The sequence below is a fragment of the Sphingomonas sp. genome, assembly GCF_019746665.1.
Taxonomy (GTDB): Bacteria; Pseudomonadota; Alphaproteobacteria; order Sphingomonadales; family Sphingomonadaceae; genus Sphingomonas.
In genome coordinates, this window is record NZ_JAIERS010000023.1 from 14,485 (window position 1) to 37,351 (window position 22,867).

The window sequence follows — 22,867 nt, forward strand, 5'->3', positions numbered from 1 at the left end:
CTTGCGCGATCCCCGCCCCCGCGCGACAAATCGCGCCGATTTGGGGGAGGATGATCACGATGCTTCGCACCGCTTTCGCGTTGCTGCTCGCAGGCTGCGCGTTGCCGCTCGCCGCGCAGGAGGCGCCGACGCGCCTCTTCACCGGCGGCGATCTGTTCAACCTTGAACAGGCGGCCGATCCGCAGATCAGCCCCGATGGCCGCGCCATCGCCTATGTCCGCCGCACCGGCGACATCATGGCCGATCGGATGGCGAGCGCGATCTGGCTGATCGACACCACGACCGGCGCGCAATCGCCCCTCGCCGCCACCGGCGCGAGTCCGCGCTGGTCGCCCGATGGCACCCGCCTCGCTTATGTCGCGGCCGAGCCGGGCCAGGCGCCGCAGCTCTATGTCCGCTGGCTGGCGAGCGGCGCGACCGCCCGCGTCACCGGCCTGCCCGACAGCCCCGATGCGATCACCTGGTCCCCCGATGGCCGCCAGATCGCCTATACGATGCGCGTGCCCGCCGAGGGACAGCGCCTGGGCAAGGCGCCGGCCAGGCCCGAAGGCGCCAAATGGGCCGAACCGCTCGAAATCATCGACCGCGTCACCTACCGCGCCGATGGTGGCGGCTATGTGCGGCCGGGGTTCGACCATCTGTTCGTCGTCTCCGCCGATGGCGGCGCCCCGCGCCAGCTGACCTTCGGCAACTTCCAGGATGGCGGCCCGCTCAGCTGGACCAAGGACGGGCGCCACATCGTCTTCTCGGCCAATCGCCGTGCGGATTGGGAACGCGAGCCCAATGACAGCGAGCTGTTCAGCGTCGAGGTCGCGACCGGAACGCTGCGCCAGCTGACCAAGCGCTACGGCCCCGATCAATCGCCGGCGGTCTCGCCCGACGGCACCAAGATCGCCTATCTCGGCAATGACGACAGCTATCGCAGCAACGAGCCGGCGCAGCTTTACCTGATGGACGCCGATGGCGCCAACCCGCGATCGCTCACCGCCAAGCTCGATCGCGACATCGACGTCGCGGTGTGGGCGAGCGATGGGCGCGGCATCTATGTCAGCTATGATGACCATGCCGAAAAGAAGGTCGCGCGCGTCGGGCTTGACGGGCAGATCACCCCGGTGGTCGGCGGGCTCGCGGGCGGGTCGCTCGATCGGCCCTATACCGGCGGCAGCTTCAGCGTCTCGGCCAAGGGGCAGGTCGCCTATACCGGCGGCGATTGGCGCAAGCCGGCGGACGTTTATCTGAACGGCAAGCCGCTCACCCGGCTCAACGAAACCTGGCTGCAGGGCAAGACGCTGGGCGAATTGAAGCCCGTCGCGGTCACCGCCAAGGACGGGCGCAAGATCGACGCCTGGATCGTGCTACCGCCCAATTACCAGCCGGGCACGCGCGTGCCGACGATCCTGGAAATCCATGGCGGCCCGCATTCGGCCTATGCCCCGGTCTTTTCGACCGATTATCAGCTCTACGCGGCGAGCGGCTATGCGGTGGTCTATGCCAATCCGCGCGGATCGACCTCTTACGGCGCCGCCTTCGCCAATCTGATCGACAAGAATTATCCGAGCGAGGATTATGATGATCTGATGGCCGCGGTCGATGCCGTGATCGCGCAGGGCTATGCCGATCCCGACAATCTGTTCGTCACCGGCGGCTCGGGCGGCGGGGTGTTGACCAGCTGGATCGTCGGCAAGACCGATCGCTTCAAGGCGGCGGCCGCGCAGAAGCCGGTGATCAACTGGATCAGCGAGGCGCTGACGATGGACAATACCGGCTTCACCTCGCGCTATTGGTTCAAGAAACAGCCCTGGGAAGACCCGATGAGCTATTGGGCGCACTCGCCCCTGAGCCTGGTCGGCAACGTCAAGACGCCGACGCTCGTCGTCGTCGGCGCCGAGGATTATCGCACGCCGGTGAGCGAGAGCGAGCAATATTACGCCGCGCTCCAGATCCGCGGGGTGCCGACCGCGCTCGTCAAGGTGCCCGGGGCGAGCCATGGCGGCTTCACCGCGCGGCCAAGCCAATCAGCGGCGAAAGCGAGCGCCATCCTCGCCTGGTTCGACAAATATCGCTCCAAAAGGTGAGGCTGGCCGCGACACGCGCGTGACGGAGCCGAGGCAACGGGCTAATCTTGAGGCGGAGGGAGGCCCAACCATGCCGCAGATCATTGATCGTTTCCGCTCGTCGACCGCCGGCTGGCTGCGCGGCTCGCTCGCGGGCTGGGGCACGGTGCTGCTGATCGTGATCGGCCTGCTCGGCAGCTTCTGGGCGCTCGCGCAGCGCCCGGTGGGGGCCTGGGCGTGGCTGTTCCCGCTGGGTCTGGTGGCGGGCGCCGTCATCCTTGCCGCCAAGTGGATCGGGAACCTCGCGACCACCTATGAACTCACCGACGACCGGCTGATCCTGCATCGCGGGGTGCTGATGAAGTCGATCGACGAGATCGAGCTGTACCGGATCAAGGACATCCGCATCGATTTCAGCATCATCAACCAGCTCGCCGATCTCGGCACGATCAGCATCACCTCGTCGGACGAGACGACGCGCGCCGCGCCCCTCGTGCTGCGCGACATCACCCAGGCGCGGGCGCGGCGCGAGCGGCTGCGCGAACTGATCGAGGCCGCCCGGCGCCGGCGCGGCGTGCGCGAGTTCGACATGGTGCGCGAAGAGCTGGGCGAACCGGGCGGATGACGGCGACCGACGCGACCCCGACGCGCGAAAGCCGCCCCCTCACCCCCGGCGAGGTCGGCCTGGCGCGCGGCGTCTTCGGCGCGGCGATCGATTATGCGCGGGTACGGCTGGTGCCGCGCAAATGGGCGTTCTTCCAGCCGCGCGACACGGTGATGGCGCCCTGGGGCCATATCCATTTCCACCCGCGAAGTCCGTGGTGGTGCGCCGATTTCGCGGCATCGACCCTGGCCGCCAAGGCACTGTTCCTGCACGAGATGGTGCATGTGTGGCAGCACCAGGCGGGGCACTGGCTACCGATCGAACGCCATCCCTTTTGCCGTTACGGCTATACGCTCGAACCCGGCAAGCCGTTCGCGCGCTATGGCATCGAGCAGCAGGCGGAGATCGTTCGTCACGCCTTTCTGGCGCGCGAACAGGGAAGCGACGCTGGTCCTCTCGCCGCGATCCTGCCCTTTTCGCCGGCATGACGCGCGACGCCTTCGCCCCGGCGCTGCTCGCGCTCGGCTGCTTCGCGGTGCTCGCGCTGGGGATTGCCATTTACTACCCCTTCCCCAGCCCGTTCGACGAATTGCAGCATTATTCGGTGATCCGCGCCCAGTTCGAGCGGCCCGATCTCGCCGCCGATCCGCGCGACTATGGCATCGTCCGGCCCGATGCGCTGAGCGCGTGGTCGGGTGAGCGGAATTACATCAATCACCCCGCGCTTTATTATCTGCTGTTCGCGCCGCTGCTCGGGCTTGGCGATGGCCCCCTGCCGCTTCGGCTCGCCAATGTCGCGCTCGCCACGGTCGCGCTCGCGCTGGTGCTGGTCGCCGGGTGGCGGCGGATCGAGAGCGCGCGCGGGCGCCTGGCCTTCGCGGTGATCGCCGCGAGCTTTCCCAAGGCGGTGCTCGTCGCGGGGATGATCAACAACGACAATCTGGCCGCGCTGGCGACGGCGCTGGTGTTCGCCGGGCTGGCGCTGCCCGGGGGCGCCGCCTGGCTGGTCGCGCTGGGGCTCGCGCTCGCCGGCTGGACCAAGCTTACCGCGTTCATTGCGTTGGGCGGGACGGTGGGTTGCTATCTCGTGCTGGGCGGTCGGCGCGCCTTGTGGACGGGGCGGACCGCGCTCATCCTCGCCGGCAGCGTGCTGGGGGCGCTCGCTTATGCGGTGATGTGGTGGCGCACCGGGGCGCTGGTGCCGATCAACACCCAAGCCTTCGCCGTACCGCCCGAGGCGCGCGTGGTGCTGACCCCGATCGGCTTCGCCGCGCGCTTCGTGGGCGATTTGGCGCTGAAATGGCCGGCCGCGGAAGCAAGCCTGCCCGCCGCGCTGTCGGGCGTGCTGCTGATCGCCCAGCTGGCGCTCGCCGCCATCGGCGCCCGCGCGGCACCGGCGGCGCGCCGGATCATCCTCGCCTTCCTCGCCGGGACGGCGCTCTTGTTCGTCATCCATCTCGGCTTCGGCTGGCGGGCCTTCGCGACGATGGGCGATCTGACCACCCCGCAATCGCGCTATTACGCGGTGGTGTGGCCCGGGATCGCGCTCGGCGGGGCGCTCGCGCTCGCCGCGCCGCGCGTGCCGCGTTGGCTGACCGCGAGCGGCCTTGCCCTCTATCTGGTGATGACCGTGCCCGGCGGGCTCCTGCTCGCCGCGTTTGCCGCTTAAAGCGCCGCGAGATCGATCGCGGCGTGGCGGTCGAGCGTCTTGGAGCGATCGGGCATTGGGTATTTGAGGCCGGTCGCGCAGTTGAACAGCACGACGCGGTCATCCGCGCTCACCAGCCCCTGGGCGCGTGCTTGATGATAGGCCGCGAGCGTCGCCCCGCCCTCGGGGCAGAGCAGCAGCCCATCCTCGCGCGCGCAACGCTCGACCGCCGCCTCGATCGCGGGATCGTCGACCGCCATCGCGATGCCGCCCGATTCGCGCACCGCGCGCAGGATCAGGAAATCGCCCACCGCGCGCGGCACACGGATGCCGCTGGCGATCGTGTGCGCATTCTCCCAGCGCTCGGCGTGTTCCTTGCCTTCCTCGAACGCCTTCACCATCGGCGCGCAGCCGCTCGCCTGCACCGCGAACATCTTCGGCCGCTTCGCCCCGATCCAGCCGAGCGCTTCCAGCTCGGCGAAGGCCTTCCACATGCCGATCAGCCCGGTGCCGCCGCCGGTCGGGTAGAAGATCGCGTCGGGCAGTTCCCAGCCGAATTGCGCCGCGAGCTCCAGCCCCATCGTCTTCTTGCCCTCGATCCGATAGGGCTCCTTGAGCGTCGAGACATCGTACCAGCGGCCTTCCGCCGCGCCCTTGGCGACGATCGCGCCGCAATCGTCGATCAGCCCGTTGACGCGGTAGACCCGCGCCCCCTGCAGCGCGATCTCGCGCACGTTGATCTCGGGCGTGTCGTCGGGGCAGAGCACGATCGTCTCGATCCCCGCGCGGCTCGCATAGGCGGCGAGCGCGGCGCCGGCATTGCCGTTGGTGGGGATGGCGATGCGGGTGACGCCAAGCGCCTTGGCCATGCTGACCGCCATCACCAGCCCGCGCGCCTTGAACGATCCGGTGGGGAGCCGCCCCTCGTCCTTCACCAGCACCTTCGCGCCGCCCGACCGGGGCACGGGGATCAGCGGGGTTTCGACCTCGCCCAGGCTGACGATGTTGGCCGCGTCGCGCACCGGCAGCAGCTCGCGCCAGCGCCACAGGTCGGTCGGCCGCGCTTCCACCAGCGCCCGGGGAAGCGCGGCCTTCAGCGCCGCCAGATCATAGCGGACGATCACCGGCCGCCCAACCGATGACAGCCCGCGCGGCTGGTCCGCCGGGTAATGCTCGCCGGTCATCGAGCATTCGAGATGGGTGACGAACGACGCGCGGGGTTCGGTGAGGTTGGGGTTTAAAGTCATGCAGCGCTTGGTGGCGTACGTGGCCGGCTTGTCAAGCTTGGCCGCGGAGGAAGCTCCTAGCGCAGCCAAATCAACGTCACCCCGGGCTTGACCCGGGGTGACGGAGCCAGAAAATGGAGAGTGCCTGCCTGTTTAGGGTGTACGACTACCCCGCCTTCGCCACGGCGACCATCGCCGGACGCAGCAGGCGGTCCTTGATCTTGTAGCCCGGCTGCAGCTCCTGCACGATCGTGCCGGGTTCGGCGTCGCTCGGCAGTTCGAGCATCGGCTGGTGCAGATTGGGGTCGAGCTTCTCGCCCAGTGACGAGAGCTTCACGATCCCCTGGCGCTCGAACACCGCGTTCAGCTCGCGCGCGGTGCCTTCGATGCCGGAAACCAGCCCTTTCAGCTTCTCGTCCTCGCGCAGTTCGGCGGGGATCGCCGCCAGCGCGCGCTCGAAATTGTCGGCCACCGACAGCAGATCACGCGCGAAGCTCGTCACCGAATAGGTGCGCGCGTCGGCGATCTCCTTCTCCAGCCGGCGGCGGACATTCTGGGTGTCGGCGGCGGCATAGAGCAGCTGCTGCCGGGCATCGGCCAGCTGCGTCTCCAGCTCGGCGAGGCGCGCGGCGCCCTCGTCGGCGGGGGCTGCGGTTTCGGCGGTTTCGCCGGCAAAATCCTTGTTCTCGGTCTCGCTCATAACTTCCCTATGGCATCAAGCGGGCAAGCGCCCCGGCCGTGAAATCGACCATTGGCACAATGCGCGCGTAGTTCAACCGCGTCGGGCCGATCACCCCCACCACCCCGACCACGCGCCCGTCAAGCCCGTGGAACGGGCGGGCGATCACCGACGATCCCGATAGCGCGAACAGGTTGTTCTCCGCGCCGATGAAGATGCGCGTCGCGTTCGCGTCGCGCGCGCGATCGAGCAGGCCGGCGACTTCCTGCTTGCCGTCGAGATCGTCGAGCAGATCGCGCACCCGGTCGAGGTCGGCGGCGGCGGCGGCGTCGATCAACCGCGCCTGCCCGCGCACGATCAGCACCGGGCGGCGCTCGCCATCCTCGCTCCACACCGCGAGCCCGCGTTCGACGAGCGCGCGCGCGGCGCTATCGAGGGCGGCGCGTTCGGCGGCGATCTCCCGGTCGAGCCGCGCCCGCGCTTCGGCGAGCGTCAGCCCGCCGAACATCGCGCTCACATAGTTCGCGGCTTCGGCGAGCGCGCTGGCGGTGGTGCCCTCCGGCAGCGCGACGACGCGGTTCTCGACCGTGCCATCCTCCGCGACCAGCACCGCGAGCGCCTGATCGTGCGACAGCGGCACGAACGCGATCTGGCGCAGCCGCACCTCGCGCTTGGGGACGAACACCAGCCCGGCGCACGCCGAAAGCCCGGAGAGCGCGGCGGTGGTCGCGGCGAGCGCCTCCTCGATCGGACCGGGCTGGCCGACCTGCGATTCGATCGCGGCGCGCTCCTCGGCGCTCGGCTCCATCGCCTGCATCATCCCGTCGACGAACAGGCGCAATCCCGTGTCGGTCGGCATCCGCCCGGCCGAAGTGTGCGGCGCGGCGAGCAGGCCCAGCTCCTCCAAATCCTGCATCACATTGCGGATCGAGGCGGGCGAGAGGTTGAGCGTGGAGAGCTTGGCGATGGTGCGCGAGCCGATCGGCGCGCCGGTTTCGAGATAGGCTTCGACCACCATCCGAAACACGTCGCGCGCGCGGTCGCTGAGTTCATGGATGTTCGGGGTCATGGCTTGGCGCAAATTAGGCAAGCCGGGCGGGAGGGGCAAGGACATCACCTCGAACCCATCCTCACCCTCCCCGGCGAAGGCCGGGGCCCAGCCTCGCCACGGTCGCAAGGGCGCGCAGCCGCTCCGGCGGCGGGGTCACTGGGCCCCGGCCTGCGCCGGGGAAGGTGTTTGCGTTCCGCCTAGCGCGCATTGCCTCCCCCCGCAAAGCCGCCTAGGCCGCTCGCCGACGAACAGGGAGACCCGAAAATGCGCCCCAGCGGCCGAGCGCCCGATCAAATGCGCGCCATCACCATCGAACCGCGTTTCACCAAACATGCCGAGGGCTCGGTGCTGATCGGCTTTGGCGACACCAAGGTGCTCGTCACCGCGAGTGTCGAGGAACGCGTGCCTCCCTTCCTGCGCGGCAAGGGCGAAGGCTGGGTGACGGCGGAATATGGGATGCTCCCCCGCGCCACCCACACCCGTGGCAACCGCGAGGCGGCGAAGGGTAAGCAATCGGGGCGCACCCAGGAAATCCAGCGGCTGATCGGCCGCTCGCTGCGTGCCGTCACCGACCTGAAACTGCTTGGCGAGCGCCAGATCACGCTCGATTGCGACGTGATCCAGGCCGATGGCGGCACCCGAACCGCGAGCATCAGCGGCGCCTGGGTGGCGCTGCGGCTGGCGATCGACGGGCTGCTGAAGCAAGGCAAGCTCACCGCCGATCCGCTGACGCAGAAGGTCGCGGCGATCAGCTGCGGCGTGTGGCGCGGCACGCCGGTGCTCGACCTCGACTATGATGAGGATTCGACCGCCGACGCCGACGCCAATTTCGTCCTGCTCGAAAACGGCCATATCGCCGAGGCGCAGGCGACCGCCGAAGGCGCGCCCTATGACGAGGAAGCGCTGCTCCGCCTGCTCCGCCTCGCCCGGATCGGCTGCGGCGAGATTTTCGCCGCGCAGGCGCGGGCGCTGGCATGAGCCAGGCGCTACGCCGCCTCACCCCCGGCAAGCTGGTGATCGCCAGCCACAATCAAGGCAAGGCGCGCGAGATTCGCGATTTGCTGGGGCCTTATGGCATGGAGCCCGTCTCCGCCGCCGAGCTCGATCTGCCCGAGCCGGAGGAGACCGGCACCAGCTTCTTCGCCAATGCCGAACTGAAGGCGCGCTCGGCGGCCGATCTGTCGGGGCTGGTCGCGCTCGCCGACGATAGTGGGCTGTGCGTCGAGGCGCTGGGCGGCGATCCGGGCGTGTACACCGCCAACTGGGCCGAGACGGCGGACGGCACGCGCGACTGGCTGATGGCGATGGAGAAGGTCGAGGCCAAGCTCCAGGCGCTGGGGCCGGACGTGAGCCGCGCGGCGCATTTCGTCTGCACGCTCGCGCTCGCCTGGCCCGATGGGCATGTGAACTGGTTCGAGGGGCGCGTCGAAGGCACGCTCACCTGGCCGCCGCGCGGGACGCTGGGGTTCGGCTATGATCCGGTGTTCGTGCCGCTCGGCGAAACCCGCAGCTTCGCCGAGCTCGACCCGGTGGAGAAGAAGCAGCTGAGCCACCGCACCCGCGCGTTCGAGGCGCTGGTGGCGGGGGTGCTGAGCTAATCTGCCGGGACCGCGCGCCAACCCGATGCTCGCGCTCTACATCCACTGGCCGTTCTGCGTCGCCAAATGCCCCTATTGCGACTTCAACAGCCATGTTCGCGCGGCAGTGGACCAGGCGCGCTGGCGCGCGGCGCTGCTCGCCGATCTGGCGCATGAGGCGGCGCGCACCACCGGGCCGCTTGGATCGATCTTCTTTGGCGGCGGCACCCCCAGCCTGATGCCGCCCGAGACCGTCGCCGCGCTGATCGCGGCGGCGGAACAGGCCTGGGGGTTCGCACCGGGCATCGAGATCACGCTGGAGGCGAACCCGAGCTCGGTCGAGGCGGCGCGCTTCGCCGATCTCGCGGCGGCGGGGGTCAACCGCGTCTCGCTCGGGCTGCAAGCGCTCGACGATGCCGCGCTGCGTTTCCTGGGCCGCGCGCATGATCTGGCCGAGGGGCTCGCCGCGCTCGATGTGGCGCAGCGCGTGTTCGACCGTGTGAGCTTCGATCTGATCTATGCCCGGCCGGGGCAAGGCGCGGGCGACTGGGAGGCGGAACTCCGGCGCGCGCTCGGCTTCGGCACCGAGCACCTGTCGCTCTATCAGTTGACGATCGAGCCCGGCACGCGCTTCGCGACCGAGGCCGCCGCCGGCCGCCTATCGCTTCCCGATGAGGATGACGCCGCCGCCCTGTTCGAGGCGACGCGGGCGATCACGGCGGCGGCGGGGTTGCCGGCCTATGAAGTCTCCAACCATGCCCGGCCGGGCGCCGAGAGCCGCCATAACCTGACCTACTGGCGCTATGGCGATTATGCCGGCATCGGCCCCGGCGCGCATGGCCGGCGCGGCGGGCAGGCGACGCAGCGCCACCGCAAGCCCGAAAACTGGCTGAGCGCCGTCGATCGGCGCGGCGACGGGCTGGAGAGCGAAACCGCGCTCACCCCCGAAGAGCGCGCCCGCGAGGCGCTGGTGATGGGCCTGCGACTTGCCGAGGGCGTGGACCTTACCAGAGTGGCGGCGCTGGGCGGCGGGGCGCTGGGCGGGGTGGTCGACGAAGCGGCGATCGCGCTGCTCGCACGCGAAGGGCTGGTCGCGCGCGACGGCGAACGGCTGCGCGCGACCGAGGCGGGGATGCTCGTGCTCAACGCCGTGATCGCGGCGGTGGCGCGGTAAGCAGGAGCGCCGCTTTCGCGGTCCTTGGAGCGGTTGTTACATCTTCGATACCACCGTAACCCCGGCCCCCGAGCCGGGGTCCCGCCGCCTCGCGACGGCAAGAAGAAAAGCGAGACCCCGGCTCGAAGGCCGGGGTGACGGTGGTAAATTTGACGGCGGGTAGTCTAAGTCGTCAAAAATACTGTCCGGTCGAACCGTCAGCGTCGTCAAACCAGGGTCGAGGCCCAACCCGCGACCTAAAACCCCGCCGGCGCGGGGCTCACCGTCGCGCTCGCGCCGCCGCGGATTTCCTGGACTTCGAGCGCGCGCTCGGCGACGCCATCGGGGCCGAAGCGGAACGCGCCGTCGAGCCCCGCGAACCCGCCCTTGTCGGCGAGCGCGCCGACCGGAAAGGGCGTGCCCACCCGCCAATCGCGCGCGATCCGTACCGTCAGCAACACGCCATCATAGGCGAGGCTCGACAGGCGGAACGGCGCGGTGCCGAAGCGCGCCCGGTACTTCTGGGCATATTGGCGGTACAGGCTGTTCGAGACGCTGGCATACCAGGCGCCGGCGAGCGCGGGGTTGGCGGCGATGCTCGTCTCGGTATTCCATAAATCGGTGCCGAGGATTTGCGCCGCCTGCCCGCCATTCTTGCGGATGAGCGGCACCGCGAGCGCGCTGGCGGCGCCCGAATCGGCGATCAGCACAGCGCGATAGGGTGAATTGCGCGCCAGCCGCAGGATCGCCCCGTTCAGCGATCCGGGCTGGCGATCATAGGTTTGCAGCGCGAGCACCTGGCCGCCGGTCGCCTCCACCGCGCGCAGCATCGCGGTCGCGGCGCGCTCGCCATAGAGGCCATTGGGGACGAGGCCGGCGAAATCCTTGATGCCCTTGCTCGCGGCATAGCGCACCACCCGCTCGATCGACTGCTGCGGCGCATAGCCGAGCAGGTACACGCCGTCGCCCGCCACGCTCACATCGTTGGAAAAGGCGATGATCGGCACCCCTGCGCGCTTGGCGAGCGGGGCGGCGATGCGCACATCCTCGGCGAGCAGCGGCCCCAGGATCAGCCGGTTGCCGTCCGCCAGCGCCTGCTGGACCGCGACCGCGGCGCCGCGATTGGTGTCATAGCTGGTGATCCGGATGCGATCGGTCTTGGTGTCGAGGATCGCGAGCTGGGTCGCATTGGCCAGACTCTGGCCGACCGCGGCGTTGGGGCCGCTGAGCGGCACGAGCAGCGCGATCCGCTGGCGCTCGGTATCCTGCGGGATGGCGCTGTCGACGCGGGGTTGCGCGGCGACGGGCGCGGTCGTCGTCGGGCGTTGCGGGCCGGGCGCGGGGCCGCGCGGCACCACCGTCTGGCACGCCGAGAGCGCCAGGCCCAATCCGATCGCCAGCACCCGGCCGAACAGCCGGCGCCGTTGCGCGCCCATATGCGCCTCTGCCATGACTCGTCCCCGATGACCCTTCCTGCCGGCCTCTATATCGTCGCGACGCCGATCGGCAATCTCGGCGATCTCTCGTCCCGCGCCGCAGAGGTGCTGCGCACGGCCGATCTGATCGCGGCGGAAGATACGCGCGTGACCGCGCGTTTGCTCCATCATCTCGGCGTCAAACGCCCGATGACGCCCTATCACGACCATAATGCCGATGCCGTCCGCCCCGGTTTGGTCGCCCGGCTGGGGCAGGAGGCGGTCGCGCTGGTGAGCGATGCCGGCACGCCGCTGATCTCCGACCCCGGCTATAAACTGGTGCGCGACGCCCGCGCCGCCGGGCACCGGGTGGTGACGGTCCCCGGCCCCTGCGCGGCGATCGCGGCGCTGACGCTCGCCGGGCTGCCGACCGACCGCTTCCTGTTCATGGGCTTCCTGCCGGCGAAAGCGGGGGCGCGCGGCGCCGCGATCGCCGGGGTCGCGGGGGTGGCGGCGACGCTGATATTCTATGAAAGCGGACCGCGCCTGGGCGCGACGCTCGCCGCGCTCGCGCACGGGCTGGGCGACCGCGCGGCGACGGTCGCGCGCGAAATCACCAAGCTGTACGAGGAGGCGGTGAGCGGGCCGTTGACCGAGCTCGCCGCGCGCTATGCCGAAGCGCCGCCCAAGGGCGAGATCGTGATCGTCGTCGCGCCGCCGGGGGAAGCCCCGCCGCCATCTGCCGCCGATGCCGACGCGGCGCTGCGCGAAGCGCTCGAACGGCTGCCGGCGAGCAAGGCGGCGGGCGAGGTCGCCAAGGCGCTCGGCCTCGATCGCCGCGCGCTTTATGCGCGGGCGCTGGAGCTCAAAGGGTGAGCCGCTCGCCCGAGGCGCGCCGCCGCGCCGATGATTTCGGCCGCCGGGGCGAAGCCTTCGCCGCGCGCTGGCTGGCGGAACGCGGCTGGGAGGTGGTCGCGCAGCGGGTGCGGACCAAGGCCGGCGAGATCGACCTGATCGCCAAACGCCCCGGCCTGATCGCGTTCGTCGAGGTGAAGACGCGCGCGAGCGCGGCCGAGCTCGATCTCGCGATCGACGCCGCGCGCCTCGCCCGCGTGGCGGCTGCCGCCGAGCTGCTGCTCGCCGATTACGCGACGGGCGGCGAGGACGCGCGGATCGACGTGCTGCTGATCGCGCCGGGCGCGGTGCGGCATATCGAGAATGCGTGGCTGGGGTGACCTCGGCCTTTGGCGCCACTCCCCCCTTCCCCGGCGCAGGCCGGGGCCCAGTATCGCCGCCTAAGCCCGGGAAGCGCTCCGTTGCAAGCGTCCCGCCGCTAGGCCCCGGCCTTCGCCGGGGAAGGTGAGAAGGAAGGAGGAGCGCCGCGGTCTCCCCGCTCGACAGGCTCGCCATTCCGCTCCACTAGAGCGCCAGGAGGACCGCCATGCCGCTCACCGTCGCCGTCCAGATGGACCCGCTCGACCAGATCAACATCGCCGGCGATTCGACCTTCGCGCTGATGCTCGCCGGGCAGAAGCGCGGGCATCGGCTGTTCCACTATCTGGCCGAGGATCTCAGCTATTCGGCCGGGCGGGTGTGGACGAAGGCGCACCCCGTCACCGTCCAGCGCCAGCCGGGCGCGCATTATCATTTCGAGGCGCCGGTGCGGCTTGACCTGGGCGAGGAAGCCGACGTGGTGCTGATGCGGCAAGACCCGCCCTTCGACCTCGGCTATATCACCGCCACTCATTTGCTGGAGCGCATCGCGCACCAGACTTTGGTCGTGAACGACCCCGCCTCGGTGCGCAACGCCCCCGAAAAGGTGTTCGTGCTCGATTATGCGCGCTTCATGCCGCCGACGCTGGTGACGCGCTCGCTGGCCGATGCGCGCGCGTTCCTCGACGAGCATGGCGAGATCGTGGTCAAACCGCTCCACGGCAATGGCGGCAAGGCCATCTTCCGCGTGGGTTCGGACGGGGCCAACCTTTCGGCGCTGATCGAGCTGTTCAACCAGACGTGGCGCGAGCCGCACATGATCCAGGCGTTCCTTCCCGAGGTGGCCGCCGGCGACAAGCGCATCGTGCTGGTGGATGGCGAGGTCGCGGGGGCGATCAACCGGCTGCCGGGGGCGGGCGAGATCCGCTCCAACCTCGCGGTCGGCGGCTCGGCCGAAAAGACCCAGCTGACCGAGGCCGAGCGTGAGATTTGCGCGGCTCTGGGGCCGGAGCTGAAGCGGCGCGGGCTGTTGTTCGTCGGGATCGACGTGATCGGCGGCAAATGGCTGACCGAGATCAACGTCACCTCGCCCACCGGGATCGTCGCGATCGAACGCTTCGACGGCACCGATGTCGCGGGGCTGATCTGGGATGCGATCGAGGCGAAGCTGGCGGGGTAGATTTTCACGCGGAGGCGCGGAGACGCAGAGGGGGAGCTGAGACAAGTATCGCGCGAAGCGCCTTCAATCGTGGTGCGTTAGCGCGCCTGCGGCGCAGGCTGAAATGCCACGGCTCCCCCCGCGTCCTCCCTTTGCGTCCTCTGCGCCTCTGCGCGAAAAATTCTTTCCTCCGCGTCTCCGCGTCTCCGCGTGAACCAGTCTAGCGCCCCTCCCGCGCCAGCAGCGCCGCCTTGCGCTCCAGCCCCCAGGCATAGCCCCCCGCCCCGCCATCGGCGCGCCGCGCGCGGTGGCAGGGGATGAGCACCGCGACCGGGTTCGCCGCGCACGCCGATCCCGCCGCGCGCACCGCCTGCGGGCGACCGGCGCGCCCGGCGAGCGCCGCATAGCTCAGCGTCTCGCCCGCCGGCACCGCCGCGAGCGCGCGCCACACCGCTTCCTGGAACGCCGTGCCGCGCACATCGAGCGGCAGCGCGTGCGCGCGCGCCGGTTCCTCGACCGCCGCCACCACCTGCTCGGCGAGGCCGGCAAACGCCGCATCGCCGGCGACGATCTCCGCCTGAGGGAAGCGCCGCGCGAGATCGTCTTCGTCCGCGTCGAACGCGACGCGGCACAACCCCTTGTCGGTCGCGGCGATCAGCAGCGGGCCGAGGCTGGTTTCGGCGATCGTCCAGCGGATCACCTCGCCCGCCCCGCCCCGCGCCCAGGCCTTGGGCGCCATGCCGAGCCGAGGAGCGGCGCTCGCGTAGAAGCGGCTCGGCGCCGAATAGCCGGCGTCATAGATCGCCGCCGTCACGCTCGCCTCGCTGGTCAGCGCCTCGGCCGCCGCCCCGGCGCGCAAGGCGCGGGCATAAGCGGCGGGCGACATGCCCACGATCCGGGTGAACAGCCGCTGGAAATGGTGCGGCGCATAGCCGACAGCGGCCGCCAGCTCGGGCAAGGCCAGCCGGTCCTCCGCCGCCTTCAGCAGCGCGACCGCCTGGGCGACCGCCGCCTCGTCGCGCGCCACCTCGTCGGGGCGACAGCGCTTGCAGGCGCGGAACCCCGCCGCGCGCGCCGCCGCGCCATCGGCGTGGAAGCTGACATTTTCGCGCCGGGGCCGGCGCGCGGGGCAGCTCGGCTTGCAATAGACGCCGGTCGAGCGGACGCCCCAGACGAAGCGGCCATCAAAGCCACGGTCGCGCGCGATCAGCGCGGTCCAGGCGGTTTCGGGATCGGGGAGCGTTTCCATGGGCCTTCTCTACGGGCGGCGCGCGCGCGGCGCATCCCGGGCGTTGCGCTCAAACCGATGGACCGGCGGCGGCGACCAGCGCGGCTTCGTAGGTTTCGGCGAGTTGCTCGGCCAGCGCCGCATCGGGCACCGCGCGGGCCAGCGTGATGCCCCCCACCATGATGCCCAGCATCCGCCACGCGCGGATGTCGGCATCGGCACCGGCGAGCCCGGCGGCGAGCGCCGCCTGAACGCCGCGCAATTCCTGCTCGAAAGCGGCGCGGGTCGGTGCCGGCGCGCGCGCCGCCTCGCCGCCGAAAGCGGGCAGCGCGCATAGATTTTCCACATAATCGCGCTTCGCCTGCCCGAAATAGAAGCGCGCGAAGGCGCGAACCCAGTCCGCGCCATGCTCGGCCTGATGCGCCGCGATCCCCGCGCGCAGATCGGCGAGGCCGCGCACGACGATTTCGCGATAGGCGTCCGCCTTCGACGCGAAATGGCCGTAAAAGGCGCCGTTGGTGACGCCGGCCGCCTTCGCGAGCGCGTCGATCCCCAACCCGTCATAGCCCTCGGCCCGGAACCGCGTCGCCGCCGCGTCGAGAATTTTCTTCCGGGTCAGCTCTTTATGCTCGGTGGAATAGCGCATCACGGGCGTCCTCAGACATAAAATACCGATCGCTCTCTTTTTAACCTTGCATAAAGAGCGGTCACTCTCCATTAAAAGAGAGCGTTCGGTATTTAATGCCTCGGCGGTTCCGGGGCAAGCCGATCGCGGATCGAAGATCACCCCTTTGGAACAGGAGTCTCGCCATGAACCGCTATGCTCTGCTCGCCGCGCTCTCCCTGCTCGGCCTTGTCGCGTCGGCCGCCGCCGCGCCGCGCCAATTGCTGCTCGATGTCGATTTTCCCGCGCGTGACGTGGCGCAGGTGGAGGTGGGTGACTTCCATTTCCGCCCCGGCCAGAAGGCGCCGGTCCACACCCATGCCGCGCCCGCGATCGGTTATGTATCGAAGGGCACGATCCTTTACCAGGTGGAAGGTCAGCCGATGCAGGTGCTGAAGGCGGGTGACGCCTTTTACGAGCCCGCCGGCCCGCGCATCCTGCATTTCGACAATGCCTCGGCGAGCGCGGAAGCGGTGTTCACCGATTTCAACCTGGAGCGCGCGGGCGACCCCTTCATCGTGTTCGAGCAGCAGCCGAGCGAGAAGATCGACCGGCGCACTTTCCCCACCGCCGCGCTCGCGCTGCCGGGCGTGCGGGGGGCGCGGGCGGCGGCGCTCCGGCTCGATCGGGCGGAGACGCTGCGTGGGCCGCTGCTCGGCTATGTCGCGGCCGGGCAAGTGACGCTCGCCGGGCGCCGTTATCGCCAGGGGGAGACGTTCAGTCTCGCGGCGGGCCAAAGCGCGGCCGCACGCCCCATCGGCACCGCGCGCGCGATCGCCTTCACGCCCGTGCGCTGATCAGGCCGCGCGAACCTCGGCGATCAGCCGGTTGATCTGGCGGCGCAGGGTTTCGACCCCGCCCGCCACATCATCGGCGGTGGTCGCCAGGTCGCTCGCCGTGCCGCGGGTGCGCTCGGCGCGCTCGTGGAGCGCCTGCACGTTCATCGCCGCGTTGGCGGTCCCCTCCTCCACCTCGGCGATCGCGGTCCCGATGCGCCGCGTCATGTCGCGCTGCTGGGAGACCGCGCGCGCGACATCGCTCGCCGAGGAACCGAGCGCGGCGACCAGCTCGTCGACCGAAGCGATGGTGGTCAGCACCGTGTCGCTCGCGGCGCGCACCGCCGCCAGCCGCGCCTCGATCTTGCCCGCCGCCGCCTGGGTCTGGCGCGCGAGGCCCTTCACTTCCTCGGCGACGACGGCGAAGCCCCGCCCCGCCGGGCCGGCACGCGCCGCCTCGATCGTGGCGTTCAGCGCGAGCAGATTGGTCTGCCCGGCGATCCCGGCGATGAAATCGAGCACGGTCGAAATCTCGCTCACCAGCGCGCCGAGCGATTCGGCATGGTCGCGCCCCTGCAGCGTGCGCTCACGCACCGTGCCGACCGACCCCCGCGAAAGCTGCACCGCCTCGCTGATATGGTCGATCGCCGCGGTCAGCGCGCCGGAGCTGTGCGCGATCGTGCGCGCGCTCCCCGCGCTCTGTTCGGCGAGCGCGGCGGTGGCGAGCGCGTGATGCTCGGCCTCCGCCGCCTGGCCCGACAGGATGGTCGCGGTCTCGCGCAAGGCGGGACCGGCCGATTTCAGCCGCCGCACCACGCCCGCCGCCTCGCGCTCGAACTGGGCGAACAACCGGTCGAGATCGGCGGCGCGGCGCGCGCTTTCGGCATGTTCGCGCATCTCGCGTCGATGGAGCGCTTCCTCGGCGCGGCGCCGCTCGTCCGCCAGCCGGCGCGCGTCGAGCGAGCGCTGGCGCGCGAAGGCGAGCGCGCGGGCGATGTCGCCGATCTCGTCGCCGCGATCGAGGCCGGGAATCGTGCCGTCATGGCGATCGTCGGTGATGCGATGGGTCGCGATCACGATCTCGGCGAGTGGCGCGCCGATGTCACGGCGAACCATCCCCACCCCCCACCAACCAATCCCCGCCGCCGCCACGATCAGCAGCAGCGCGATCACGAAGGCGCGGACAAAGCCGTTGGCGAGCGCCGCCTTATGCAGCTCTGCATCGTCGCGCAGGTCGGCGATCAGCGAATCGCTCGCCGCCATCAGCGGGTCGAACGCGGTGTTGACGGTGCCGCTGATGAAGAAATCCAGCCGGTCGGTCTGGCCGTGGCGCAGCATCGTCTCCAGCTGGCCGATCGCGCGATCGGCATCGGCCCGCGCGGCGGCGACGCGGTCGATCGCGGGCTTGTGCTCGTCCTCGAGCGGATCGGCGCGGAAGCGGGTCCAGCTCGCGGCGACATCCTCGCGCGCCATGCCGATCGCGTCGATCGCCCCGGCGAGCGTCGCATTGCCCGATTGCACCTTGTGCGCGGTGGCGAGCGCGGCGGCATAGCCCTCGGTCATCCGCTGCAACTCGCTCACCGGGCTCAGATGCTGGTCGACCAGCTTGATCACCGCCTGGCGGGTAGAGATCGCCCCCACCAGCATCGCCAGCGCGATCAGCGCTTGCACCCCGATCAGTGCGAACAGCGCGCGGTTCAGCTTACCGCTGATCCCCCGCCGCGGTTGCAGTGCGAACGTGCGCAGGCGGTCGAGCAAGGGAATCATCGGCGGCCAAAATCCCGAAATCGCTTCGGTTCGCCCAACTAGGCGCCACCGCCGAAGACAAGGTTAACCGAATGTTGCACCACGATGACACGCCCGGTTTTTCGCGGCTCCGCGCCCCGTGACGGGCGGTGCTTGCATCGCCGGCGGGTGGGTGCTAGCAGCCGCCCAACTCGGCGGGGGGCGCCTAGCCTTGCCGCGCCCGAGGCTATTTTCATTTTCGCGAAGAGGGTGTCGATCGCGTGGACATGTCCAGCGGCCAAATGAGCAGCGGTATCCAGGCCAGCCTTGCCGGGCGTTACGCGACCGCGCTGTTCGAAATCGCCCGCGATACCAAGTCGATCGACACGGTGGAGGCGAGCCTCGCCTCGCTGCGCGCCGGGCTGGACGAATCGGCGGAGCTCGCCCGGCTCACCACCAGCCCGCTCGTCAGCCGGGGCGAGGCGCTGAAGGCGGTGGCGGCGCTGGGTGACGCGCTCGCGCTCGATCCCACCACCCGCAATTTCATCGGCGTGCTCGCCGAGAATCGCCGGCTCGGGCAGCTGGCGGCGGTGATCAAGACCTTCCGCCTGCTCGCCGCGCACCATCGCGGCGAGACGACCGCCGAAGTCACCTCGGCGCACCCGCTCGCCGACGATCAGGTCGATGCGCTGAAACAGGCGCTGCGCCACCGGCTGGGGCGTGAGGTGGCGGTCGATCTGTCGGTCGATCCCGGCCTGCTCGGCGGGCTGGTGGTGCGCATCGGCAGCCAGATGATCGACAGCTCGATCAAGACCCGGTTGAACGCACTCGCACACGCAATGAAAGGCTGACGGCTTTGCCGTCTGGGAAAGGCTGACGGCCGCGCCGTCGAGACATCGAAAGACGGCCACGCCGTCGGGGAAAGGTTGAACATGGATATCCGCGCCGCAGAAATCTCCAAGGTCATCAAGGACCAGATCGCCAATTTCGGCACCGAGGCGCAGGTCTCGGAAACCGGCCAGGTGCTGTCGGTGGGTGACGGCATCGCGCGCGTCTATGGTCTCGACAACGTCCAGGCGGGCGAGATGGTCGAGTTCGCGAACGGCGTGCAGGGCATGGCGCTCAACCTCGAAGCCGACAATGTCGGCGTCGTGATCTTCGGCTCGGACGCCGAAATCCGCGAAGGCGACACGGTGAAGCGGACCGGCACCATCGTGGACGTGCCGGTCGGCCGGGGCCTGCTCGGCCGCGTCGTCGACGCGCTCGGCAACCCGATCGACGGCAAGGGCCCGATCGAGGCCACCGAGCGCCGCCGCGTCGAAGTGAAGGCGCCCGGCATCATCCCGCGCAAGTCGGTGCATGAGCCGGTGCAGACCGGGCTGAAGGCGATCGACGCGCTCGTCCCCGTCGGCCGTGGCCAGCGCGAGCTGATCATCGGCGACCGCCAGACCGGCAAGACCGCGGTCGCGATCGACACCTTCATCAACCAGAAGTCGGTCAACCAGGGCGACGACGAGAGCAAGAAGCTCTACTGCATCTACGTCGCGGTCGGCCAGAAGCGCTCGACCGTCGCGCAGATCGTCCGCCAGCTCGAAGAAAATGGCGCGATGGAATATTCGATCGTGGTCGCCGCGACCGCGTCGGAGCCCGCGCCGCTGCAGTTCCTCGCGCCCTATACCGGCTGCGCGATGGGCGAGTTCTTCCGCGACAACGGGATGCACGCCGTGATCGTGTATGACGATCTGTCGAAGCAGGCGGTCGCCTATCGCCAGATGTCGCTGCTGCTGCGCCGCCCGCCGGGCCGCGAAGCCTATCCGGGCGACGTGTTCTATCTCCACAGCCGCCTGCTCGAGCGCGCCGCGAAGATGAACGACGAGAACGGCAATGGCTCGCTCACCGCGCTGCCGATCATCGCGACGCAGGCGGGCGACGTGTCGGCGTACATTCCGACCAACGTGATCTCGATCACCGACGGCCAGATCTTCCTCGAAACCGACCTGTTCTTCGCGGGCATCCGCCCGGCGATCAACGTCGGCCTCTCGGTCAGCCGCGTCGGCTCGGCGGCGCAGACCAAGGCGATGAAGAAGGTCGCGGGTTCGATCAAGCTGGAGCTGGCGCAGTATCGCGAAATGGCGGCGTTCGCGCAGTTCGGCTCGGACCTCGACGCTTCGACCCAGAAGCTCCTCAACCGCGGCGCGCGGCTGACCGAGCTGCTGAAGCAGCCGCAGTTCAACCCGCTGCCCTTCGAGGAGCAGGTGGTGTCGATCTTCGCCGGCACGCAGGGCTATCTCGACGCGATCCCGACCGCGCAGGTGACGCGCTATGAAGCGGCGATGCTCCAGCATTTCCGCACCGCGCACGCCGATATCCTCGGCGACATCCGCGACAAGCGTGACCTGACCGACGAAACCCGCGCGAAGCTGAAGGACGCGCTGACGGCGTTCGGCAAGACGTTTGCGTGAAGCAATTAGCCCTCTCCCGCAGGCGGGAGAGGGTTGGGTGAGGGGGTGAACCGGGCACGGCGCCCTGCGGCAAAACCCTCACCCCGACCCTCTCCCGCAAGCGGGAGCGGGAGAAGGACAGACAGCCCGACCCTCTCCCGGAATTGGGAGCGGGAAAAGGAAAGACAGATGGCGAGCCTTAAGGCCCTTAAAATCCGCATCGGCTCGGTGAAGTCGACGCAGAAGATCACCAAGGCGATGAAGACCGTCGCCGCCGCCAAGCTGCGCCGCGCGCAGGACGCGGCCGTTGCCGCGCGCCCCTATGCGCAGCGGCTGGAAGCGGTGATGGCGAGCCTTGCCAGCAAGGTGACGGTCAGCGCCTCCTCGCCCAAGCTGCTGAGCGGCACCGGGCGCGATCAGGTGCATCTGCTCGTCGTCGCGACTTCCGAGCGCGGCCTCGCGGGCGGGTTCAACACCAACATCGTCCGCCTCGCCCGCCGCACCGCGGAAGAGCTGATCGCGCAGGGCAAGACGGTGCGCTTCTACCTCGTCGGCCGCAAGGCGCGGGTGCTGAACCGTTTCTTCCCCGGCATGATCCATTTCGACCGCGACATGAGCGCGCTGCGTGCCCCCGCCTTCGGCGAGGCGCAGGCGCTGGCGCAGGACTTGATCGCGCGTTTCGAGGCGGGCGAGTTCGATGTCGCGCACCTGTTCTATTCCACTTTCCAGTCGGCGCTGGTGCAGGAGCCGTCGGTCCAGCAGATCATCCCCGTGCCGCTTACCGCGAGCGCGGCGCCGGCGAGCGACGCGGCGGTGGAATATGAGCCCGACGAGGAAGCGATCCTCGCCGAACTGCTGCCGCGCAACATCGCGATCCAGCTCTACCGCGCGATGCTGGAGAACAATGCCGGCTTCTACGGCGCGCAGATGACCGCGATGGACAATGCGACGCGCAACGCCGGCGACATGATCAAGCGCCTGTCGATCCAGTATAACCGCGCGCGTCAGGCGGCGATCACCACCGAACTGGTGGAGATCATCTCGGGCGCCGAGGCGCTCTAACCGAAGGGAGTTTCGCATGGCTTATGTGACCAAGGCGACGACCAAGGGCGGGCGCGATGGCCGCGCGGTGCTGGCCGAGGGCGGCTTCGGCCTCGCGATGGCGATCCCGAAGGAAATCGGCGGCAGCGGCGAGGGCACCAATCCCGAGCAGCTGTTCGCGCTCGGCTATTCCTCGTGCTTCGGCAGCGCGATCATGGCGATCGCGCGCAAGCACGGCGTCGATGGCTCCAAGGCGGTGGTGACCGCCGAGGTGACGCTCGACAAGGACGCGGTGAGCTTCGCGCTCGGCGTCACGCTCAGCGTCCATCTGCCGGGCGTCGATGCGGAAACCGCCGAAAAGGTGCTGCACGAAGCGCATGAAATCTGCCCCTATTCGCGCGCGACGCGGGGCAACATTCCCGTGACGCTCCAGCTGGTCTGAAGGCTCCCGGATGATCCGCGTCTTCCCACCGCGCGCCGCCGGCGCTCCCGATGCGATCGGGGGCGTGGTGCTGCGCGTGGGGGTGATGGCGGGGGCGGCCCTGCTCGCGGGGTGCGGCGGCCAGGCGGGCGACACGTCCACGCTGAACGAGGAAATGGCGGCGATCGCCGAGCAGCGCCCGCCGGTGCCCGCGAAAGTGTTCGCCGATCGCTGGCGGCAGATGTTCGCCAATCCGCAGGCGGTGATCGCGGCGGCGAACGATTTGGGCTTCCTGGTCGATGCCTATGCCAAGGCAGGCGACGTCTATCGCGCCGATGGCACCGCGCAGGTCGCGCCGCGCCCGGGCGCGCCGATCTCGATCGTCTCCGATTTCGCCGCGACGGGCCGCGACGCCAAGCAGATCGACAGCATCGTCTTCGTGTTCGACATCACCCGCCAGGGCCAGGTGGACGAACGCGCCGAGCGCGAGCTGCTGAAGATCCCGCGCCGCTTCCTGCGCGGTTTTCTCCAGCGTTTCCAGCTGAACCCTGATGACCGGCTGATCGCCGGCGTCGTCGCGCCCAAATCGGTGGCGTTCGAGGATCACGGCGCGAGCATCGCGGTGACCGACACGCCCGTGCCCGGTGGCAGCGGCGCGGGCAGCCACCATATCGTCGTCACATTCACCCGGGTGGGCGCGCCGGTCGCCGCCGCGCCCACCCCCGATCTCGATTCCGCCGAGGCGCCCGCCGACAAGCGCGCGCAAGGCCAGACTTCAAGTGCAAGGAAATGA

The 22,867-nt window shown here is 69.7% G+C and carries 23 protein-coding genes; 16 read left to right on the forward strand and 7 right to left on the reverse strand.

From position 1 onward, the window contains the following. Positions 1-59 precede the first annotated feature (59 nt). From K2X73_RS13685 to K2X73_RS13700, 4 genes are all read left to right on the forward strand, one after another. The gene (locus tag K2X73_RS13685; protein ID WP_294111712.1) at positions 60-2,075 is read left to right on the forward strand and encodes a S9 family peptidase; all 2,016 of its coding nucleotides are present in this window, start codon (positions 60-62) and stop codon (positions 2,073-2,075) included. A 70-nt stretch (positions 2,076-2,145) separates the two neighbouring features. Continuing rightward, positions 2,146-2,679: a PH domain-containing protein gene (locus K2X73_RS13690; protein ID WP_294111714.1), complete on the forward strand. Its 534-nt coding sequence runs from the start codon at positions 2,146-2,148 to the stop codon at positions 2,677-2,679. After that, a complete protein-coding gene (locus K2X73_RS13695; RefSeq protein ID WP_294111716.1) occupies positions 2,676-3,146 on the forward strand; it encodes a vgr related protein in 471 nt (156 codons plus the stop codon). Before K2X73_RS13690 ends, K2X73_RS13695 begins: the two co-directional genes overlap by 4 nt. Then, a complete protein-coding gene (locus K2X73_RS13700) occupies positions 3,143-4,327 on the forward strand; it encodes a hypothetical protein (protein ID WP_294111717.1) in 1,185 nt (394 codons plus the stop codon). The genes K2X73_RS13695 and K2X73_RS13700 overlap by 4 nt, the downstream gene beginning before the upstream one ends. On the opposite strand, the gene K2X73_RS13705 is transcribed toward K2X73_RS13700, so the two are convergent. The 3 genes from K2X73_RS13705 to hrcA all read right to left on the reverse strand — a co-directional run bounded on the left by K2X73_RS13705 (position 4,324) and on the right by hrcA (position 7,280). Further along, complete coding sequence (locus K2X73_RS13705; protein ID WP_294111719.1) at positions 4,324-5,553, reverse strand: threonine synthase; 1,230 nt, start codon at positions 5,551-5,553, stop codon at positions 4,324-4,326. The genes K2X73_RS13700 and K2X73_RS13705 overlap by 4 nt on opposite strands. A gap of 145 nt (positions 5,554-5,698) precedes the next feature. Next, positions 5,699-6,232, reverse strand: a complete 534-nt coding sequence (gene grpE / locus K2X73_RS13710) for a nucleotide exchange factor GrpE (RefSeq protein WP_294111721.1) — start codon at positions 6,230-6,232, stop codon at positions 5,699-5,701. A 7-nt stretch (positions 6,233-6,239) separates the two neighbouring features. After that, entirely contained in the window at positions 6,240-7,280 is a 1,041-nt protein-coding gene (hrcA, locus tag K2X73_RS13715) for a heat-inducible transcriptional repressor HrcA (protein WP_294111723.1), read from the reverse strand. A gap of 246 nt (positions 7,281-7,526) precedes the next feature. Here hrcA and rph point away from each other — a divergent pair, with 246 nt between their 5' ends. From rph to hemW, 3 genes are read left to right on the forward strand one after another with little or no spacing between them, the layout of a single operon-like run. Further along, positions 7,527-8,240, forward strand: a complete 714-nt coding sequence (gene rph / locus K2X73_RS13720; RefSeq protein WP_294111725.1) for a ribonuclease PH — start codon at positions 7,527-7,529, stop codon at positions 8,238-8,240. Beyond that, positions 8,237-8,860: an RdgB/HAM1 family non-canonical purine NTP pyrophosphatase gene (gene rdgB / locus K2X73_RS13725; protein WP_294111726.1), complete on the forward strand. Its 624-nt coding sequence runs from the start codon at positions 8,237-8,239 to the stop codon at positions 8,858-8,860. Before rph ends, rdgB begins: the two co-directional genes overlap by 4 nt. 25 nt (positions 8,861-8,885) lie before the next feature. Next, positions 8,886-10,013 carry a radical SAM family heme chaperone HemW gene (gene hemW / locus K2X73_RS13730; protein WP_294111728.1) on the forward strand — a complete coding sequence of 376 codons (1,128 nt, stop codon included), beginning with the start codon at positions 8,886-8,888 and terminating at the stop codon, positions 10,011-10,013. Between the two features lie 236 nt (positions 10,014-10,249). Here hemW and K2X73_RS13735 read toward each other — a convergent pair whose 3' ends face one another. Continuing rightward, a complete protein-coding gene (locus K2X73_RS13735) occupies positions 10,250-11,443 on the reverse strand; it encodes a penicillin-binding protein activator (RefSeq protein WP_294111730.1) in 1,194 nt (397 codons plus the stop codon). Between the two features lie 12 nt (positions 11,444-11,455). Here K2X73_RS13735 and rsmI point away from each other — a divergent pair, with 12 nt between their 5' ends. The 3 genes from rsmI (at position 11,456) to gshB (ending at position 13,799) form a co-directional block, all read left to right on the forward strand. After that, positions 11,456-12,283 carry a 16S rRNA (cytidine(1402)-2'-O)-methyltransferase gene (rsmI, locus tag K2X73_RS13740; protein WP_294111733.1) on the forward strand — a complete coding sequence of 276 codons (828 nt, stop codon included), beginning with the start codon at positions 11,456-11,458 and terminating at the stop codon, positions 12,281-12,283. After that, positions 12,280-12,642: a YraN family protein gene (locus K2X73_RS13745; RefSeq protein ID WP_294111735.1), complete on the forward strand. Its 363-nt coding sequence runs from the start codon at positions 12,280-12,282 to the stop codon at positions 12,640-12,642. Before rsmI ends, K2X73_RS13745 begins: the two co-directional genes overlap by 4 nt. Before the next feature lie 206 nt (positions 12,643-12,848). Further along, positions 12,849-13,799, forward strand: a complete 951-nt coding sequence (gene gshB / locus K2X73_RS13750; protein WP_294111737.1) for a glutathione synthase — start codon at positions 12,849-12,851, stop codon at positions 13,797-13,799. A 199-nt stretch (positions 13,800-13,998) separates the two neighbouring features. On the opposite strand, the gene ada is transcribed toward gshB, so the two are convergent. Further along, positions 13,999-15,027: a bifunctional DNA-binding transcriptional regulator/O6-methylguanine-DNA methyltransferase Ada gene (ada, locus tag K2X73_RS13755; RefSeq protein ID WP_294111738.1), complete on the reverse strand. Its 1,029-nt coding sequence runs from the start codon at positions 15,025-15,027 to the stop codon at positions 13,999-14,001. 49 nt (positions 15,028-15,076) lie between these two features. After that, entirely contained in the window at positions 15,077-15,652 is a 576-nt protein-coding gene (locus K2X73_RS13760; protein ID WP_294111740.1) for a TetR/AcrR family transcriptional regulator, read from the reverse strand. A gap of 164 nt (positions 15,653-15,816) precedes the next feature. Between K2X73_RS13760 and K2X73_RS13765 the strand changes: the two genes are divergently transcribed. Next, positions 15,817-16,467 carry a cupin domain-containing protein gene (locus K2X73_RS13765; protein ID WP_294111741.1) on the forward strand — a complete coding sequence of 217 codons (651 nt, stop codon included), beginning with the start codon at positions 15,817-15,819 and terminating at the stop codon, positions 16,465-16,467. Here the strand turns inward: K2X73_RS13765 and K2X73_RS13770 are convergent, their stop codons facing one another. Continuing rightward, the gene (locus K2X73_RS13770; protein WP_294111742.1) at positions 16,468-18,213 is read right to left on the reverse strand and encodes a methyl-accepting chemotaxis protein; all 1,746 of its coding nucleotides are present in this window, start codon (positions 18,211-18,213) and stop codon (positions 16,468-16,470) included. It lies immediately after the preceding gene. A 260-nt stretch (positions 18,214-18,473) separates the two neighbouring features. On the opposite strand from K2X73_RS13770, the gene K2X73_RS13775 reads away from it, so the two are divergent. The 5 genes from K2X73_RS13775 (at position 18,474) to K2X73_RS13795 (ending at position 22,867) form a co-directional block, all read left to right on the forward strand. Then, positions 18,474-19,022 carry a F0F1 ATP synthase subunit delta gene (locus K2X73_RS13775; protein ID WP_294111743.1) on the forward strand — a complete coding sequence of 183 codons (549 nt, stop codon included), beginning with the start codon at positions 18,474-18,476 and terminating at the stop codon, positions 19,020-19,022. An 81-nt stretch (positions 19,023-19,103) separates the two neighbouring features. After that, a complete protein-coding gene (gene atpA, locus K2X73_RS13780; RefSeq protein ID WP_294111745.1) occupies positions 19,104-20,633 on the forward strand; it encodes a F0F1 ATP synthase subunit alpha in 1,530 nt (509 codons plus the stop codon). Between the two features lie 168 nt (positions 20,634-20,801). Beyond that, positions 20,802-21,674 carry a F0F1 ATP synthase subunit gamma gene (locus tag K2X73_RS13785; protein ID WP_294111746.1) on the forward strand — a complete coding sequence of 291 codons (873 nt, stop codon included), beginning with the start codon at positions 20,802-20,804 and terminating at the stop codon, positions 21,672-21,674. Positions 21,675-21,690: 16 nt separating this feature from the next. Next, complete coding sequence (locus tag K2X73_RS13790) at positions 21,691-22,095, forward strand: organic hydroperoxide resistance protein (protein WP_294111748.1); 405 nt, start codon at positions 21,691-21,693, stop codon at positions 22,093-22,095. 10 nt (positions 22,096-22,105) lie between these two features. Then, positions 22,106-22,867: a hypothetical protein gene (locus K2X73_RS13795; RefSeq protein WP_294111750.1), complete on the forward strand. Its 762-nt coding sequence runs from the start codon at positions 22,106-22,108 to the stop codon at positions 22,865-22,867.